This is a genomic window from Streptomyces sp. SGAir0957 (genome assembly GCF_043523415.1).
Map to the genome: position 1 here is coordinate 4,297,260 of NZ_CP027293.1, position 16,808 is coordinate 4,314,067.

General features: G+C 69.1%; 15 protein-coding genes. 8 read left to right on the top strand and 7 right to left on the bottom strand.

Going from position 1 to position 16,808, the window contains the following annotated elements; translation table 11 throughout:
- The first annotated feature begins 7 nt into the window (after positions 1-7).
- The 8 genes from rnpA to C1N81_RS24075 all read left to right on the top strand — a co-directional run bounded on the left by rnpA (position 8) and on the right by C1N81_RS24075 (position 6,839).
- Entirely contained in the window at positions 8-379 is a 372-nt protein-coding gene (gene rnpA, locus C1N81_RS24040) for a ribonuclease P protein component (protein WP_394432348.1), read from the top strand.
- Complete coding sequence (gene yidD, locus C1N81_RS24045; RefSeq protein WP_394432350.1) at positions 376-726, top strand: membrane protein insertion efficiency factor YidD; 351 nt, start codon at positions 376-378, stop codon at positions 724-726. The genes rnpA and yidD overlap by 4 nt, the downstream gene beginning before the upstream one ends.
- Positions 727-734: 8 nt before the next feature.
- Positions 735-2,042 (top strand): membrane protein insertase YidC, encoded by a 1,308-nt coding sequence (yidC, locus tag C1N81_RS24050; RefSeq protein ID WP_394432352.1) that lies wholly within the window; start codon positions 735-737, stop codon positions 2,040-2,042.
- Positions 2,043-2,082: 40 nt separating this feature from the next.
- The gene (locus tag C1N81_RS24055) at positions 2,083-2,595 is read left to right on the top strand and encodes a Jag family protein (RefSeq protein ID WP_394432354.1); all 513 of its coding nucleotides are present in this window, start codon (positions 2,083-2,085) and stop codon (positions 2,593-2,595) included.
- Between the two features lie 106 nt (positions 2,596-2,701).
- The gene (gene rsmG / locus C1N81_RS24060) at positions 2,702-3,418 is read left to right on the top strand and encodes a 16S rRNA (guanine(527)-N(7))-methyltransferase RsmG (protein ID WP_394432355.1); all 717 of its coding nucleotides are present in this window, start codon (positions 2,702-2,704) and stop codon (positions 3,416-3,418) included.
- A gap of 298 nt (positions 3,419-3,716) precedes the next feature.
- Positions 3,717-4,793, top strand: coding sequence for a ParA family protein (locus tag C1N81_RS24065; protein WP_394438194.1), 1,077 nt, complete (start codon positions 3,717-3,719; stop codon positions 4,791-4,793).
- Positions 4,790-5,911: a ParB/RepB/Spo0J family partition protein gene (locus C1N81_RS24070; RefSeq protein WP_394432357.1), complete on the top strand. Its 1,122-nt coding sequence runs from the start codon at positions 4,790-4,792 to the stop codon at positions 5,909-5,911. Before C1N81_RS24065 ends, C1N81_RS24070 begins: the two co-directional genes overlap by 4 nt.
- Before the next feature lie 310 nt (positions 5,912-6,221).
- On the top strand, positions 6,222-6,839 hold the full coding sequence (locus C1N81_RS24075) for a GNAT family N-acetyltransferase (protein WP_394432359.1): 618 nt from the start codon (positions 6,222-6,224) through the stop codon (positions 6,837-6,839).
- A 91-nt stretch (positions 6,840-6,930) separates the two neighbouring features.
- Here the strand turns inward: C1N81_RS24075 and trxA are convergent, their stop codons facing one another.
- The 7 genes from trxA to C1N81_RS24110 all read right to left on the bottom strand — a co-directional run bounded on the left by trxA (position 6,931) and on the right by C1N81_RS24110 (position 16,659).
- Positions 6,931-7,263 carry a thioredoxin gene (gene trxA / locus C1N81_RS24080; protein WP_394432361.1) on the bottom strand — a complete coding sequence of 111 codons (333 nt, stop codon included), beginning with the start codon at positions 7,261-7,263 and terminating at the stop codon, positions 6,931-6,933.
- Between the two features lie 48 nt (positions 7,264-7,311).
- Entirely contained in the window at positions 7,312-8,286 is a 975-nt protein-coding gene (gene trxB / locus C1N81_RS24085) for a thioredoxin-disulfide reductase (protein WP_394432363.1), read from the bottom strand.
- Positions 8,287-8,428: 142 nt separating this feature from the next.
- Positions 8,429-9,400, bottom strand: coding sequence for an anti-sigma factor family protein (locus C1N81_RS24090; RefSeq protein WP_394432364.1), 972 nt, complete (start codon positions 9,398-9,400; stop codon positions 8,429-8,431).
- Positions 9,397-10,110, bottom strand: coding sequence for an RNA polymerase sigma factor SigM (sigM, locus tag C1N81_RS24095; RefSeq protein ID WP_394432366.1), 714 nt, complete (start codon positions 10,108-10,110; stop codon positions 9,397-9,399). The genes C1N81_RS24090 and sigM overlap by 4 nt, the downstream gene beginning before the upstream one ends.
- 33 nt (positions 10,111-10,143) lie before the next feature.
- Complete coding sequence (locus C1N81_RS24100; RefSeq protein ID WP_394432368.1) at positions 10,144-11,871, bottom strand: serine/threonine protein kinase; 1,728 nt, start codon at positions 11,869-11,871, stop codon at positions 10,144-10,146.
- A 120-nt stretch (positions 11,872-11,991) separates the two neighbouring features.
- Positions 11,992-14,256, bottom strand: a complete 2,265-nt coding sequence (gene murJ, locus C1N81_RS24105; RefSeq protein ID WP_394432370.1) for a murein biosynthesis integral membrane protein MurJ — start codon at positions 14,254-14,256, stop codon at positions 11,992-11,994.
- 45 nt (positions 14,257-14,301) lie between these two features.
- Positions 14,302-16,659 (bottom strand): DUF6049 family protein, encoded by a 2,358-nt coding sequence (locus tag C1N81_RS24110; RefSeq protein WP_394432372.1) that lies wholly within the window; start codon positions 16,657-16,659, stop codon positions 14,302-14,304.
- Between the last annotated feature and the right edge of the window lie 149 nt (positions 16,660-16,808).

Here is a 16,808-nt window from a genome sequence, read left to right on the forward strand (position 1 = left end):
TCATGACGTGCTGCCTACCGAGCATCGGCTGAGGCGGCGCGAGGACTTCGCGACCGCGGTACGCCGAGGACGCAGGGCCGGCCGCCCGCTACTCGTCGTCCATCTACGCAGCGGTTCAACGGACCCGCACGCGCTTGGGGAGAGCGTTACCCCATCGCGTGCGGGTTTCGTCGTGAGCAAAGCCGTGGGTGGAGCCGTCGTACGGAACGCGGTCAAGCGCAGACTCCGCCACCTCATGCGGGACCGAGTGGCCTTGTTGCCCCCAGGTAGCCTGGTAGTCGTACGCGCGTTGCCCGGAGCGGGCGACGCCACCCACGCACAGCTGGCCCGAGACCTGGACGCCGCCCTTCAGCGGCTGCTGGGAGGGGGCGCGCGATGAAATACCCACTGCTCGCACTGATCAAGATCTACCAGTGGACCATCAGTCCGCTCCTTGGTCCCGTGTGCAAGTACTACCCGTCGTGTTCCCACTACGGCTTCACGGCCATCGACCGGCACGGTGCGATCAAGGGAACAGCCCTCACCGCCTGGCGCATCCTCCGGTGCAATCCATGGTCGCCCGGCGGTGTCGACCACGTTCCACCACGCAAGCGTCCGCGCTGGCACGAGATGATCCGTGACGCCTTGCGCGGGGACAAGAAAGCGGCCCCCGTCGCCCCGGGCGAGGACCCCTCCGCCCAGGACAACCCGTCCGCAGCGACTTCGCCCCATGCCCAAGGAGCCTGATCAGGGACATGATTTCCGATATCGTCAACGCGATTTCTGGTGTCTTCGCGTTTCTCACGACCCCGGTGTCCTGGGTCATCGTCCAGTTCCACAAGGTCTTCGGGGCCGTCTTCGGCCCTGACACTGGATGGGCCTGGGGTCTGTCGATCGTGTCCCTGGTGGTACTGATCCGGATCTGCCTGATCCCGCTCTTCGTGAAGCAGATCAAGGCGACCCGGAACATGCAGCTGCTCCAGCCGCAGATGAAGGCGATCCAGGAGCGCTACAAGAACGACAAGCAGCGTCAGTCCGAAGAGATGATGAAGCTGTACAAGGAGACGGGCACCAACCCGCTCTCCTCGTGCCTTCCCATCCTCGTGCAGTCGCCGTTCTTCTTCGCGCTCTACCACACGCTCGCCGGTATCGCCGACAACAAGAAGATCGGCGTCATCGACCAGTCGCTTCTGGACAGTGCCCAGAAGGCGCACATCTTCGGTGCCCCGCTGGCCGCCAAGTTCACGGACAGCGCCAGTGAGATCGCCAAGATGGGCGCCTCGCTGACGGACGTCCGCGTGGTCACCGCGATCATGATCGTGCTGATGTCGGCGTCGCAGTTCTACACGCAGCGCCAGCTGATGACCAAGAACGTCGACCTCACGGTGAAGACGCCGTTCATGCAGCAGCAGAAGATGCTGATGTACGTCTTCCCCCTGATCTTCCTGTTCATGGGTATCAACTTCCCCGTCGGTGTCCTCGTCTACTGGCTGACCACCAACGTGTGGACCATGGGCCAGCAGATGTACGTGATCAGCCGCAACCCCACCCCGGGCAGCAAGGCGCAGGCCAAGATGCTCGAGAGCCTGCAGAAGCACGTGGTCACGCACAGCGCGACCCGCACCAAGCGGGAGCGGAACATCGTCAAGGGCATCGTCGCCAAGGGCCGTGACCGCAACGAGCAGGAGCGGAAGTTCATCAACGGCCTCAGCAAGGCCGGTCTCGCCGCTCAGGCCGACGGCACCGTGGTGAAGAGTTCCGCCGCCACGGAGGTCCTGGACGAGGACGGCACGACCGCCGCTGCGAAGCGGCAGCAGCCGAAGCGGCAGTCCAAGTCGCAGCGTCAGACGGGTGTCACCGGAGCCCCGGCCAAGCCCGCCTCCCCGGCGAAGCCCTCCCTTGAGAAGAAGGACGAGCCGCAGGACGCCGTCCCGCAGGCCAAGCAGTCCGGCGCCAAGCCCGCCGGCGGTTCCACCGCCACGGGCGCGAACGGCCGCAGCAAGGCCAAGTCCGGCCAGCGCAAGGGCCAGCCGCCGCGTTCCAAGTCCTCGTCCAAGAAGTAACCCTCGACGTAAGTCCTCGACGTACAAAGGAGTCCATCCCGTGACGGAAGGCACCACCTCCGCCGCTGCCGAGGGTGGCGACACCCTGACCCGCCTCGAGCAGGAGGGCGAGATCGCTGCGGACTACCTCGAGGGTCTGCTGGACATCGCCGACCTCGACGGTGACATCGACATGGACGTCGAGGCCGACCGCGCCGCCGTCTCCATCGTCAGTGACGCGGGCGGCCGCGATCTGCAGAAGCTCGTCGGACGCGACGGGGAGGTTCTGGAGGCCCTTCAGGAGCTGACGCGGCTGGCCGTGCACCGTGAGACGGGCGACCGCAGCCGGCTCATGCTCGACATCGGCGGCTACCGCGCCAAGAAGCGCGCCGAGCTGACCGAGCAGGGCGCCAAGGCCGCGGCCGAGGTGAAGAACACCGGCGAGCCGGTCAAGATGCAGCCGATGACGCCGTTCGAGCGCAAGGTCGTGCACGACGCGGTCAAGGCCGCCGGCCTGCGCAGCGAGTCCGAGGGCGAGGAGCCGCAGCGCTTCGTCGTCGTGCTTCCCGCCTGATCGGCACGTCGCTTTCCGGCCCCGTCTGTTCGCAGGCGGGGCCGATCTTTGTCAGCCTGTTAGTCAGCCACCCAGTGCGCTAGTGCGGTACGGAAGGACGGTCCTCGTGACGGAGGCAGCAGAACTCCCCCCGGCTCCTGAGCAGGCGCGGGCGGTATTCGGCGATCGCTTCTTGGACGCCGTCCGCTACGCGGAGCTGCTCGCCGACGCGGGAGTGCAGCGCGGTCTCATCGGCCCGCGCGAGGTGCCGCGCCTGTGGGAGCGGCACATCCTCAACTGCGCGGTGCTCTCCGAGGTGGTTCCGGAGGGCGTCACCGTGTGCGACGTGGGCTCGGGCGCCGGGCTGCCGGGCATCCCGCTGGCACTGGTCCGCCCCGACCTCAAGATCACGCTCCTTGAACCGCTGCTGCGGCGTACGACGTTCCTGACCGAGGTCGTCGAGTTGCTCGGGCTCGACCACGTGACGGTGGTGCGCGGACGTGCCGAGGAAGTTCTGGGGAAGCTGACGCCCGTCCATGTCGTCACGGCGCGCGCTGTGGCCCCGCTGGACCGCCTGGCCGCATGGGGTGTCCCCCTGCTCCGGCCGTACGGCGAGATGCTGGCCCTCAAGGGCGACACGGCGGAGGAAGAGCTCAAGAACGCGGGTTCGGCGCTGAGCAAGCTGGGTGCGGTGGAGACCTCCGTCCTGCACGTCGGCGAGGGAGTGGTCGACCCGCTCTCCACGGTGGTGCGGGTAGAGGTCGGCGAGAGCCCTGGTGGCGTACGGTTCGCCGCCAAGCGGGCCAAGGCCGCCCGCACGGGCCGCGCACGGCGCAGGCGCTAAGTACACAGACGCCTGATTGCTGAGTACTGCTGATCCGTCCTGAGGACCAGCAGTACTCCACACAAGCTTCCAAACCTACGCATATCGGGGTGTCGCGCGGGAGTGCACCGGGCTGCGGTGCATCGTGTTTCACGTGAAACGTCGCTCACTGCTGCATGGCATCATCGGTCGCGGCCGCACAGCGGCCGCTCCCCGCGACCGTAGACCCCTCGGATCCCTCGATTCGGGCACGGAGTTGTCCACACAAGGGGATTCGTCCACAGAAGACCGGGCCTCGCTGGTTCTCGACCCCGACGGCATGGGAGGCTCTGTTCATTGCGAGCCTGAAGTCGAGGAGAGTGAATCCTTGCGGTCCGACGCCAACATCGCGGGACCGATGACCGATCCGGTCCCCGGTCCCCGCACCGAGTCGGCGGGGGAGGATGTTTCACGTGAAACACCGACCCCGATGGACGACACCCCCATCGGTCGCGCTGCCCAACTGGCAGTAGAAGCCCTCGGTCGCGCAGGCGAAGGCCTGCCGCGTCCGGAGCAGACCCGCGTCATGGTGGTGGCGAATCAGAAGGGCGGGGTCGGTAAGACCACGACGACAGTCAACCTTGCGGCATCTCTCGCGCTGCACGGTGCACGTGTCCTGGTCGTCGATCTGGATCCACAGGGCAACGCCTCCACGGCTCTGGGTATTGATCACCACGCCGATGTGCCCTCCATCTACGACGTGCTGGTCGAGAGCAGACCGCTCTCGGAAGTGGTCCAGCCGGTCACGGATGTCGAAGGCCTCTTCTGCGCTCCGGCCACCATCGACCTCGCCGGCGCGGAGATCGAGCTGGTCTCGCTGGTCGCACGCGAGAGCCGGCTGCAGCGGGCCATCCAGGCGTACGAGCAGCCGCTGGACTACATCCTCATCGACTGCCCGCCGTCGCTCGGCCTTCTGACGGTCAACGCGCTCGTCGCCGGGGCCGAGGTCCTCATCCCGATCCAGTGCGAGTACTACGCGCTGGAAGGGCTCGGCCAGCTGCTGCGGAACGTCGATCTTGTGCGGGGTCACCTGAACCCCACGCTGCACGTCTCGACGATCCTGCTGACCATGTACGACGGACGGACGCGGCTGGCCTCCCAGGTCGCCGACGAGGTTCGGAACCACTTCGGCGACGAGGTGCTGCGGACGAGCATTCCGCGCTCGGTCCGTATTTCGGAGGCGCCGAGCTATGGGCAGACGGTGCTGACCTACGATCCAGGGTCGAGCGGTGCGCTCTCCTACCTCGAAGCAGCGCGGGAGATGGCGCTGCGCGGGGTGGGGATCCACTACGACGCCCAGCGTGCCCACGCGGGCACTTCACTTGACCAGCACAGCACGCCGGAGGGTATTCAGTGAGCGATCGACGGAGGGGACTGGGCCGTGGTCTCGGCGCACTGATCCCGGCTGCTCCCACGCCGGAGAAGGCGGCGCCCGCGGGCCCGGCAGGAGGAGCGTCGACTTCTCCCGCCTCGGTGCCCGTGCTGACGACGGAGCGAGGGGTGGCTGCGGCCAAGGTGGCATCGTTGCCACCCGCTCAGGTTTCACGTGAAACGGAGGAAGTGAACTCCGGCGCGGCCGACGGGTTCGACGCGCCCGCGGGAGCGTACTTCGCGGAGCTGCCGCTCGACGCGATCACGCCCAACCCGAGGCAGCCGCGTGATGTGTTCGACGAGGACGCCCTCGCCGAGCTCATCACGTCCATCAAGGAAGTCGGCCTGCTGCAGCCTGTCGTCGTACGGCAGGCGGGTCCGGGGCGCTACGAACTGATCATGGGCGAGCGCCGCTGGCGCGCCTGCCGCGAGGCGGAGCTCGATCGCATCCCGGCGATCGTGCGGGCCACGGACGACGAGAAGCTTCTCCTCGACGCGCTCCTGGAGAACCTGCACCGTGCCCAGCTGAACCCGCTGGAAGAAGCCGCTGCCTACGACCAGCTGCTCAAGGATTTCAACTGCACGCACGACCAGCTGGCCGACCGCATCGGCCGGTCCCGCCCGCAGGTCTCCAACACGCTGCGTCTGCTGAAGCTGTCACCGGCGGTGCAGCGGCGGGTCGCGGCAGGTGTGCTGTCCGCCGGTCATGCCCGCGCCCTGCTCTCGGTCGACGACTCGGAGGAGCAGGACCGGCTCGCCCACCGCATCGTGGCCGAAGGGCTCTCGGTGCGGGCGGTCGAGGAGATCGTGACCCTGATGGGTTCGCGGCCCACCAGCGCGGCTCGAGCGAAGGGGCCGAGGGCCGGCGCTCGCGTCTCCCCGGCTCTCAACGTCCTCGCCACGAGGCTGTCGGACCGCTTCGAGACGCGGGTGAAGGTCGACCTCGGACAGAAGAAGGGCAAGATCGTCGTCGAGTTCGCATCGATGGACGACCTGGAGCGCATCCTCGACACGCTCGCTCCGGGCGAGGGGCCGGTTCTGCAGAACGGGCTCTCCGAGCAGAGCGCCCTTCCCGAGGGAAGCGAGAGCGAAGAACAGGACTGACCGTCCGGCCAGGAGTGTTAGGCGAAAAGCGGGCTGTGTCCGGTGTGTACCGGAACACGGCCCGCTCTTTGCTTTTTTACGGTATCGATGGAATCGCATCGTGGTTACGATGCGACCGGGAAGAGCGCATTCACCTGGCAGCACCTCACAGGGGAGGCGGGGTCATGCGATCGGTGAGTCGCACCGGACTGATGACCGCTGGTCTCGGACTGGGCGCGGTCGGCGGATTCGTCGGCAGTCTGCTCAGGGAACGGGGCGCTCTGACAGCCGCCCGTGTCGCCGCGGGCGAAGGAAGCGAGGATCAGCCTTCATGGGGCGTCGGCTCGTACCGCTCACGCTGGACAACCTTCCGGACCTTCCCAAGCGTTGCCGGTCGTGTGTCTTCTGGGAGCTGGACCCCGTCAGCGGTGAAGCAGCGGTAAGAGCCGGTACGGCGGAGCTGCAGAAGGAGGCATGGATCTCCGGCGTCCTCCTGGAGTGGGGATCCTGCGGCCGCGTCGTCTACGTCGATGACGTCCCGGCCGGTTACGTGCTCTACGCGCCGCCCGCGTACGTGCCTCGTTCCACGGCCTTTCCCACGAGCCCGGTCTCCCCCGACGCCGTGCAACTGATGACGGCCTGGATCACGCCGGGCTACCGGGGGCAGGGGCTGGGCCGCGTCATCGTGCAGACCGTCGCCAAGGATCTGCTGCGGCGCGGCTTCAAGGCGATCGAGGCGTTCGGCGACGCTCAGGGCAAGGAGCCCGCCTGCCTCCTGCCCGCCGATCACCTGCTGGCGGTGGGCTTCAAGACTGTCCGTCCGCATCCCTCCTATCCGAGGCTGCGGCTGGATCTGCGGACGACGCTCTCGTGGAAAGAGGATGTGGAGATGGCCCTGGACCGGCTTCTGGGCGCGGTACAGAAGGAGCCGGCTCTGCGGCCGTTGTGAGACGCGCCCTGGTGGAGCTTGCAGGACATGACGAAGGGCCGACCCGATCGGGTCGACCCTTCGTGTTTCACGTGAAACAGCGGCGCTGAGATTACTCGCCGATGAAGTCCTCAAGGTCGCGCACGATGGCGGCCTTGGGCTTGGCGCCGACGATGGTCTTGGCGACCTCGCCACCCTGGTAGACGTTCAGGGTCGGGATCGACATGACGCCGTACTTGGCGGCAATGGCCGGGTTCTCGTCGATGTTGAGCTTGACGACCTCGATCTTGTCGCCGTACTCGGAGGCGATGGCCTCGAGGGAGGGCGCGATCTGACGGCACGGACCGCACCAGGCGGCCCAGAAGTCGACCAGCACGGGCTTGTTGCTCTTCAGGACGTCCTCGTCGAAGGAAGCGTCCGTCACGTTCTTCAGGTTGCCGGCCACAGCGGGCTCCTCATTTTTTCTGGGGGTTGCGGGGGTGGAAGTGCGGGATCAGACGCTGGTCGGCGTCTTCTCGGGCTCAGGGGCCTCACCGTCGGAGAGCGCGGCGAGGAAGCGCTCGGCGTCGAGGGCGGCGGAGCAGCCGGTACCGGCCGCCGTGATCGCCTGGCGGTAGGTGTGGTCCACCACGTCACCGGCGCCGAAGACACCCGTCAGGTTGGTGAGCGTCGAGGGGGCCTGGACGCGCAGGTAACCCTCGTCGTCGAGGTCGAGCTGGCCCTTGAAGAGTTCCGTCCGCGGGTCGTGGCCGATGGCGATGAAGAGACCGGTCACGGGCAGCTCGGACGTCTCGCCCGTCTTCAGGTTGCGCAGCGTCAGGCCGGCGAGCTTCGGGTCACCCTTGATCTCGGCGACCTCGCTGTCCCAGACGAACTTGATCTTCGGGTCCGCGAAGGCACGCTCCTGCATCGCCTTGGAGGCGCGCAGGGTGTCGCGGCGGTGGACGATCGTGACGGACTTGGCGAAGCGCGAGAGGAAGGTGGCCTCCTCCATCGCGGTGTCGCCGCCGCCGATCACGGCGATGTCCTGGTCCTTGAAGAAGAAGCCGTCACACGTGGCGCACCAGGAGACGCCGCGGCCGGACAGCGCGTCCTCGTTGGGCAGGCCGAGCTTGCGGTGCTGGGAACCGGTGGTGACGATGACGGCCTTCGCGCGGTGCACGGTGCCCGCGGTGTCCGTCACGGTCTTGATGTCGCCGGTCAGGTCGACGGCCACGACATCGTCGGGCACGAGCTCGGCGCCGAAGCGCTCGGCCTGGCCGCGCATGTTGTCCATGAGCTCGGGGCCCATGATGCCGTCCTGGAAGCCCGGGAAGTTCTCCACCTCGGTCGTGTTCATCAGCGCGCCACCGGCGGTGACCGCGCCCTCGAACACGAGTGGCTTCAGCGACGCGCGCGCGGTGTAGAGCGCCGCCGTGTAGCCGGCGGGCCCGGAGCCGATGATGATCACGTTACGGACGTCGCTCACGGCTTGTTTCCTCGTCTCTGCGGGACTGCTGCGTACTGCCGGGGGAGCCTCTTCTCAGGACTCTCACCCCACCCAACGGATCCTACGGGGCTCGCATTCCCGACGTGTCCGGGCGCACGTCGGGGTTGCGTTCGGGTGCCCGTCAGCCGCGGTCGTAGTCGTGGGTGTACAGCAGCTCGCCCTCGGACGAAGCCTCCTTCAAACAGGAGGAGTCCACGACGAACGCGGTGACGCGATGCGCCGGGTCGGTCTTGTGGGGCAGCACGACGAGGTAGGCGCTCTTTCCTTCGTACGTGCCCTTCTCCACCGCCAGAGGGTCCTCATTGCGGTGGGTCCCGAGCTGTACACAGGCCGGCACGGTGGGCGCCCGCTTCGGCATGGAGAGAGACTTAGGCGCCTTGGGACTGCTCTCCTGCGTCCCGAACGAGGGCGCCTCCGTGCCGAGGGGCGTGGCGCTTTCACTACTCCCACCGAGGAGCTCCGAGACCTTCGTCTCCAGGGAGCTGTCGGCGAAGGTGTCGGCTGGGGTGCTCTCCTTCGCCGTCGGTGTCCCGTCCCCGTTCTGCAGGAGGAGCGCGCCCACGCCGAGAGCGGCGACGGTCAGGACCGCGCCCAGAGCGGCACCTGTGCGCCGTCGCCTGGTGCGGGGCTTGCGCCCTGGCCCGGCGGTGGCACGGGGGTGACCGGACGGCCGGTCCGTGGAACGCGGGGTGGAGGCGACCGATGTTTCACGTGAAACGGGATCGGTCGTGTCGCGTGCGTCCTTGTCCGCCCCCTCGTCCGTTCCCTCGCCCGAACCCTGGGTCGTCCCCTGCGCTGTCTCCGGGGCCGTGAGGTCGGGCGTGAGGTTGCCCAGGAGCGCCTCGGCGGCCAGCGCCGCGTCGATGCGTCCGGCGACGTCGTCGGGCATGCGGGTCGCCCCCGGCAGCGGCGTACCGAGGAGACCGCGCATCTCTTCCAGAGAGGCATAGACGTCGGCACAGAGCGCGCAGCCCTCGAGGTGCCTGCGGAGATCGGCGGTACGGGAAGCGGGCAGCAGACCCTCGGCGAGTTCGGAGATCTCCTCGACCTCCGGGTGTTCCGGGTGATGCGCCGTACCGGTCGTGGAGGTCACCCTCGCCCACCTCCGCCCTTCACCGCAGCTGAATCATGTGGTCCTGCCTCGTCCCGAGGCCCTGCCGCCGGTGGGACGGATGTCCCCGCCGTCCGGTTCCTCGCCGCAGGTGGATTTCCACCGCCTGCCTGACCGTCGCCGTCCGTACGGAGGTGGTTCACGAGGGGGAGGAGTCTGGCTCTGCCCCGTGCGCAGCGGCTCTTGACGGTACCGACGGGGACGTCGAGTATCCGGGCGGCCTCGGCCACCGGATAGCCCTGCATGTCGACGAGGACGAGTGCGGCCCGCTGGTCGGCCGGCAGCGAGCGCAGGGCGGTCAGGAGCTCGCGGTGGAGGTCGTTGCGCTCGGCGGGGGCTGCGGCGGACTCGTGCGGCTCCAGGATCTGGTCGAGTCGCTCGGCGTCGTCCACGGGTGAGGTCTTGCGGGAGGCCATCTTGCGGGCCCGGTCCAGGCAGGCGTTGACGGTGATGCGGTGCAGCCAGGTCGTCACGGCGGACTGGCCGCGAAAGGTGTGCGCGGCACGATAGGCGGAGACCAGGGCGTCCTGTACGGCGTCGGCGGCTTCCTCCCGGTCGCCCAGGGTGCGCAGGGCCACGGCCCAGAGCCGGTCCCGGTGACGGCGCACGATCTCCGCGAAGGCGTCGGGGTCACCGGCCACGTGACGGGAGAGGAGGTCCTTGTCGCTCGTTCCGCCGTGGGCGTCGTCCACGTGGAACCTCCTCCCCCTGCGCGTCCCGTGTCGTCAGCCGGTGAACTTCACGTCCGTGATGCCCTGCTTGTATCCGGCGTTGCTGTATCCATCCTTGTCCGCGTGGGGCAGTGCGGTCAGCCAGAGCAGCACATAGCGCGTGTTGACCGGCTTGTCGGCCTTGATGCTCGCCGACGTGTTCGTGGTCTGGGTCTTGGACCCGATCTGCTTCAGACCGTCCACCGAGGCCGGGGAGAGCGAGTCCGCCGCGTACAGCGAGACCGTGGTGTGGTCGCCGGCGTAGCGGAGCCCTATCGACGCGGCGGACACGTCCTTGGCCGAGCCGAGGTCGTAGACGATGCCGACGCCCGGCTTTATGACGATCTCGGGACCGTCGATGAACGACTTGGTGCGCCAGAAGGTGGAGCTGTCGTTGTCGAAGGTCTGCGCGACGGCCTCCGGTGCCTGCGCGCCGCCCTCGGCGACGTACTCCCGGGCATCCGCGATGGTGATCGGCTTGGCAGGCTTCTTGTCGCTCTTGCTGCCGCCGTTCTCCGTGGTGTGCGTGGTCTTCGGGGTCTCGGGCTTGTTGCGGTCCATGAGGGCGTCCGCGAGCTGCCAGCTCCCGAGCCCGAGAGCGGCGATGAGCAGCGCCGAGACCGCCCACTTGAGGGCCTTGCCGGTGCGGCTCTGCAGCGGGGGCGGCGGGGCCGGTACGGGCTGGGTGACGCCGGGGCCCGCGGGGCGTCCGAACGGGCCCTGCTGGTACGTCGTCCGCTGGTACTCGGGCGGCGCGGTGAACGCCGGCTCCGGCGGCCGGATCCTGGGCATCTCGCCGATCGCCTTGACCAGGTCCTCCGGCGTGGTGCAGGCCGGTTCCTGGCGGGACGCCGTCGCCCCGTCGTTGGCGAGCGCGCGCATGGCGAGCTCCGCGAGGCCGCGGTGGACGCCGGCGCGCACCTGGTCGGGGGCGATGAGGCCGACGCCCTTGGGGAGCCCGGACAGGCCGTACGCGTCGTTCTCGTACGGCCAGCGCTGGGTCAGGGCGGCGTACAGGAGTGCGCCGATCGCCTCGGTGTCCGTGCGCTGGGGGGTGTCGGAGGTGATGCCGCGCAGCGCGGCGTTCACGGCGAGGCCGCGAATGCGCCACTGTCCCGTGGAGGTGCGCAGGACGGCGCTGGGGGTGAGGCGCAGATGGGCGAGGCCCTCGCGGTGGGCCGCGGCCATGGCGAAGGAGATCTGGCTGACCATCTGGTAGGCGTCGTGCGCCTCCAGGGAGCTGACGGCGAGCAGCGCCGTGAGTTCGGTGGCGTCGGGCAGCCACTCGTGGACGACGTAGACGAGGTCGTTCTCCTCGACCGCGTCCAGGACCTGGACGAAGCGGGGGTCGCCGAGCAGCGCCGACGAGCGGGCGGCGGCGAGCACCGAGCGCGCTCGCGGGTGGTCGGCGGGCAGCAGGTGCACGCCGACGGCGCGGCGGAGTTTCTCGTCCACCGCACGCCAGCTGCTGAAACCGTCCAGACGAGTGACGCATTCTTCGAGCCGGTAGCGTCTGGCGAGCTTGTGGCCGCTGTGCAGCTCGGGCGGTGAGGACGTGCGAGGACTCACGTGGGTCCCCGTCTCCGCGATGTCCGCGGGTTCCTCACGCGCCTTGGTGTCTCGCTTCGCGATGTCGGCCACCCCGTCGGCCGTGGCCTGCTCCGCCTTGTCCGCACTGGCGGTCAGCGGTTCGTCCCCGCCGTTGTCGGCCACGTCGACGGCAGCCGTGCTCCGTTCCGCCACCGTCGTTCCTGCCTCCCCATTCGTTGCATTCACTCCGACGCCCAAGCCAATTGTGCCCACAGTCCGACGCTATGCACGACACACGGTGGTCGCTGAAGGTTGTGCGCGATCCCGGTCCTCTCAGCGGCCGAGACGTCCACGGACCATACCGACCATCGAATTGAGCTCCTCGATCCGCATCTTCCGGGCGGCCACGTAGAAGGCGCCGAGCAGCGCCGCACCGCCGACCACCAGCGCCGCGATCGATCCGAGCGCCCCGTGGCCGAGGACCATGGTGAGCGCGTACCCGATTCCGCCGCCGATGATCGCCGCGGGCACGGAGGCCAGGCAGAGGCGGGCGTAGGTCCGCACGACGTTCGCGCCGTCCAGGTCGCCGCCGAGCCGCTTGCGCAGCCGCTGCCACGCGACGCCGACGCCGATCGCGTACGCGAGACCGTACGAGAAGGCCATGCCGACGACCGCCCAGCGGGCGGGAAGGATCAGGTAGCACAGGGCCGAGGCGGCGGCGTTGACCGCGGCGACGATGACCGTGTTGTAGAAGGGCGTGCGGGTGTCTTCGTACGCGTAGAAGCCGCGCAGGACCACGTACTGCACGGAGAACGGGATGAGGCCGAGGCCGAACGCCATCAGGATGTAGCCCATCGACTGGGCGGCGCCGATGCCGCTGGAGCCGAAGAGCAGGGTGCACATCGGGACGCCGAGGGCGACGAACATGAAGGCCACCGGGACGATTGCCACGGCAGAGGTGCGCAGGCCCGAGGAGATGTCGTCGCGGACCGCGCCCGGGTCGCCGTCGTGGGCGGCGCGGGAGATGCGCGGCAGCATGGCGGCCATGACCGACACGGTGATGATCGCCTGCGGCATGCCCCAGATCAGCTGGGCGTTGGAGTAGCCCATGATGCCGGCGCCGTTGACGTCGGAGGCCTTGCCCGCCGCCGTGGCGAGCTGGGTGACGACCAGCACGCCCGCCTGGTTGGCCAGCACGAAGAGGACGGTCCACTTGGCGAGCTTCACGGCCTTGCCCAGGCCGTGGCCCTTCCAGTCGAAGCGCAGCCGGAAGCGGAAACCGGTCTCCCGCAGGTACGGAAGCATGGCCAGCGCCTGCACGGTCAGACCGAGCAGCGTGCCGATGCCCAGCAGGCGGACGCCGTCCGGCGGGATGTTGGTGACCTGCATACCGGAGTCGGCCGCGGTCCCGTAGACCCAGATGAACAGGCCGAACGTGAAGATCATGACGATGTTGTTGAGGACCGGGGTCCACATCATCGCGCCGAACTTCCCGCGCGCGTTCAGGATCTGGCCCATGACCACGTGCACACCCATGAAGAAGATCGTGGGCAGGCAGTAGCGGGCGAAGGTGATGCCGACGTTGTTGGCGGCGGGATCGCTGGCGACCGGGACCGACATCAGCTTGATCAGGAGCGGGGCCGCGAAGACCACGATCGCGACGATGGCCGCGAGGGCGACCATCACGAGGGTGAGGAGGCGGTTCGCGTACGCCTCGCCGCCGTCGTCGTCCTCCTTCATCGAGCGCACCAGCTGGGGCACGAACACGGAGTTCAGGCCGCCGCCGACGGTCAGGATGTAGATCATCGTCGGCAGCGTGTAGGCGACGGTCCAGGTGTCGCCGAGCATTCCGGAGCCGAGCGCCGCGGTGATGACCACAGTGCGGACGAATCCGGTGAGGCGGGAGACGAGCGTGCCCGCCGCCATCAACGCGCTCGACTTCATCAGGCTCCCCGCGCGGCCCGCCTTCTTCGGGGCAGGGGCGGGAGCGGGCGCGGCTGGCGGTGGCGCGGCCTGGAGCGGTGCCTGGCCGAGGAACGTGGTGGGGTCGTCGACCGGCTGCTCGGCCTGAGCACGGCCACCGCGGTAGCCGGGCTGCTGGTCCCGGAAGAGGTGGGCGAAGGCGTCCGGCTCGTGCCGTTCCTCGCCGGCCTGCGTCACGAGGTCGTCGACACCGACGAACTGGGTCGTCCGCGCGTCGTCGCCGTACGGCAGGTACTGGGAGGGGCCCTCCGGCTCCGGGGCGGGTGTCTGCGCCCAGACGCGCGGGTCCGGCTGGTACTGGTTCGCGGGCGGCGGCGCGTACAGGGGCTGCGGCGCCTGGTAGGTGCCCGGGGGCGGCGGCGGGTGCGCGGAGCGGTCGTACAGCGCCTCGGTCACCGGGTCCTGGGCGGAGAGGTCGTGCGCGCGGTAGGGATCCTGACCGTACGCGTCCTGGAGGTACGCGTCCTGCGGGTAACCCTCCTGCCCGTAGGTGTCGGGGGCGGGCTGGGGCGGCGGCACCTGGCCGCCGGACCCGTGGGGGTCGTACGGGTGGCCATCGCCCGAGGCAGAGCCGCCCGAGCCCTGGCCACGGTCACCGTTGTACGGCGCGTTCATGGATACCCCACCTCATCGTCCCCGGCCCACCGGCCACGACATCGCTCAACGGTCCACTCTCTCACCCGCGCCCGACGGTCCCGCGCTTTCCGAAGTGGTGTCAGCCGTCGGGTCACTCGGCTGCTGCGGAACGTCCGCACGCGCGCCGGGAGCCGGCTCGGTCTCCGCCTCGTCCCGCGCGGGCTCGCCGATGTCGGCGGTGGCGGCCGTCTGCTCTTGCGGCACGCCCTCCTCCAACTGGGCGGCGGCAGTGCGCTTGCGCTGGGTGTACATCCGGAACCCGGCCAGGACAAGGAGCAGGACACCGCCGCCGATGACGAGCATCACGGTGGGCGTGATCTCGGTGGCGTCCACCTTGAAGGACATCCTGGCGCCGTAGGGCTGGTTGTCCTCGGTGTACAGCTGGGCGTAGACCGTGACGGGACCCGTGGCCTTCGCCGTGGTGGTGAACTTCACGGACTGGCTGTGCCCGCTCGCGATCTTGACCGCCTTGTCCTCGAAGACGCCGTCGCCGATCCGCAGACGCGTGCCGTTGGTCGAGGTGAGGCGGAGAACCAGATGGTCGACGTCCTGCCACAGGTTGTTCTGGACGGACACCGGGATGGTGGCGCTGCGCCCCGAGAGCCGCACTCGGGACTTGTCGATCAGCGCGACCTGGTTGGAGCTGTCGGAGAGGTACGACGAGACGCCCTCGCGGAAGGACGCGGAGCCCTTGCCCCTGCCCCGCCACGACGTGGACATCTCCCGGTCCATCGAGCGGCCGAACGGCGTCACCACCCGGGACCGGTCGGTGAGGACGACCTTGAAGTTCTCGAGGTCGTCCTGAGTGCTCTGGATCTGCTCGAACGCCGCGCGCGACAGCTCCTGCTTGCGCAGGGAGGACGGGTAGGAGCGGGCCGAGGGGACGCGGGTGGTCGCGCCCGGGTCCGGCTTCGCCGCGGTCGCGGCCGCGAGGCTCTGGGGCTGGGACCAGGCGCCGTCCTGCAGCGCGTGCACCGCCTGGGCCATGGCCTGGGCCTGGCTCGTGGTGGGCATGCGCTGGGGCGCCACCACGACATTGCGCTGCTTGTCCGTCTGCCTGGTCAGCATGAGGCTCTGGGCGAGGAACTCCTGGACGGCGAGCGTCGAGTTCTCCGCGTGCGACATGTCGCCCTCGAACGCGGTCGAGAGGCGGGCGTCGGCGACCACGGCCGTGGCGCCACCGCCGATCGGGCGGGCCGCGGACGGCGTGTACGACAGGTCGCCCGTCTCCTGGAAGGTGTCGCTGCGAGCGATGATCTTGTTGGCGCCCGCGGAGGTGGCGACCTGGACGATGTCCGGGTCGACGGCGCCCTCGGCGGGCCACGCGTACGACGTGTCGGCCTTCACGTGAAGGATCGTGTCCACGGTGTACACGGCCGCGTCCGTGGCGTCCTTGAGATGGCCGAGGGAACCGGAGACCTTGGTGCCGGTGTGCGCGAGGGACGCCAGGTCCGGGTCGGCGAACGGCAGCGTCACCACCTTCTGGCCCTGGACGGCCGCCTGCAGGTCGCTCAGCCACTCCTTGGCGACCGCCTGGTCCTTGCCGGGCGTGAACTTCCCGTCGGCGCCCTTGATCGTGTACGTGTCCGTCATCGCGTCGACCGATGCCAGCAGATCGGGGTCGAGCACCCAGGTGACGTCGAGGTCGTCACCGAGCGCCAGCATCTGCTGGAGACGGCCGCCGGGGCCGATCTGCCGCGCGAGACTGTCGTCGTTGAAGACGGGCGTCTGCTGCTCGCTCGTGCCCGTCTCGGCGGTGAGGTGGGTGTCGGAGATCAGCGGCCACAGAACGGTGGTCCTGGTCCTGGTGTCGGCCCGGCCGGGCTGCCAGGGCAGGAAGGTCCGCTGGATGCCGAGCGTCTGCTGGTACGGGGCCGCGGCGGTCTGGCCCATGAGGGCGGCGCTGATCTGGTAGACGCCGTCGGCGCCGAGATGCAGCTGCTTGACCGGCACGGACAGCGTGAAGCCCTCGGTGGCGCCCGGCGCCAGCTTCGCGAACTTCTGGGCGTACTTGCCCGCGACCTCGGTGCCGTCGGGCGCGCCCCCGGTGCCGCTCTTGGCGGCGTCGTCGAGCGCCGAGCGCCCTCCGTAGGAGGTACCGACGCGCAGGCCCACGTGGGCGTCGGTGACGGCCTGCTTGCCCTTGTTCGTGACCGTGCCGCGGATCGTGAGGGTGTCCTGCGCGGACGGCGCGACGGGCGAGAGCTGGTTCACGGCCACGTCGACCGTCTTCGTGCCGGTCGCCGAAGCGGCCGCGGACGCCGCTGTGTGCGCGGACGCGGGCCCGGCACCGGGCAGGAGGGGCAGCGCGGCAAGCAGTGGCGCCGCGGCGAGCAGAGCGCCGGTACGCCGCAGCAAGCGGCGGGCAGGTGAGGGACTCATCCCTGGGTAGTCTGCCGCCTCGGCCACGCGCTCGTCCGTCCCTCGTCGTCGTCAGTGGTCGCAGATGTGTCCACGCATGGTAACGAGGAGCCCTGTGGCTCAGTGCCACGGTCCGCTCCACAAGATCGTGGAGCCAGGGTAGGGGGCCG

Coding starts and splice junctions, on each gene's coding strand:
- yidD (WP_394432350.1), top strand. CDS start 376: ATGAAATACCCACTGCTCGCACTGATCAAGATCTACCAGTGGACCATC.
- yidC (WP_394432352.1), top strand. CDS start 735: ATGATTTCCGATATCGTCAACGCGATTTCTGGTGTCTTCGCGTTTCTC.
- murJ (WP_394432370.1), bottom strand. CDS start 14,256: ATGAACGCGCCGTACAACGGTGACCGTGGCCAGGGCTCGGGCGGCTCT.
- C1N81_RS24075 (WP_394432359.1), top strand. CDS start 6,222: ATGGGGCGTCGGCTCGTACCGCTCACGCTGGACAACCTTCCGGACCTT.
- C1N81_RS24065 (WP_394438194.1), top strand. CDS start 3,717: ATGGGAGGCTCTGTTCATTGCGAGCCTGAAGTCGAGGAGAGTGAATCC.
- C1N81_RS24110 (WP_394432372.1), bottom strand. CDS start 16,659: ATGAGTCCCTCACCTGCCCGCCGCTTGCTGCGGCGTACCGGCGCTCTG.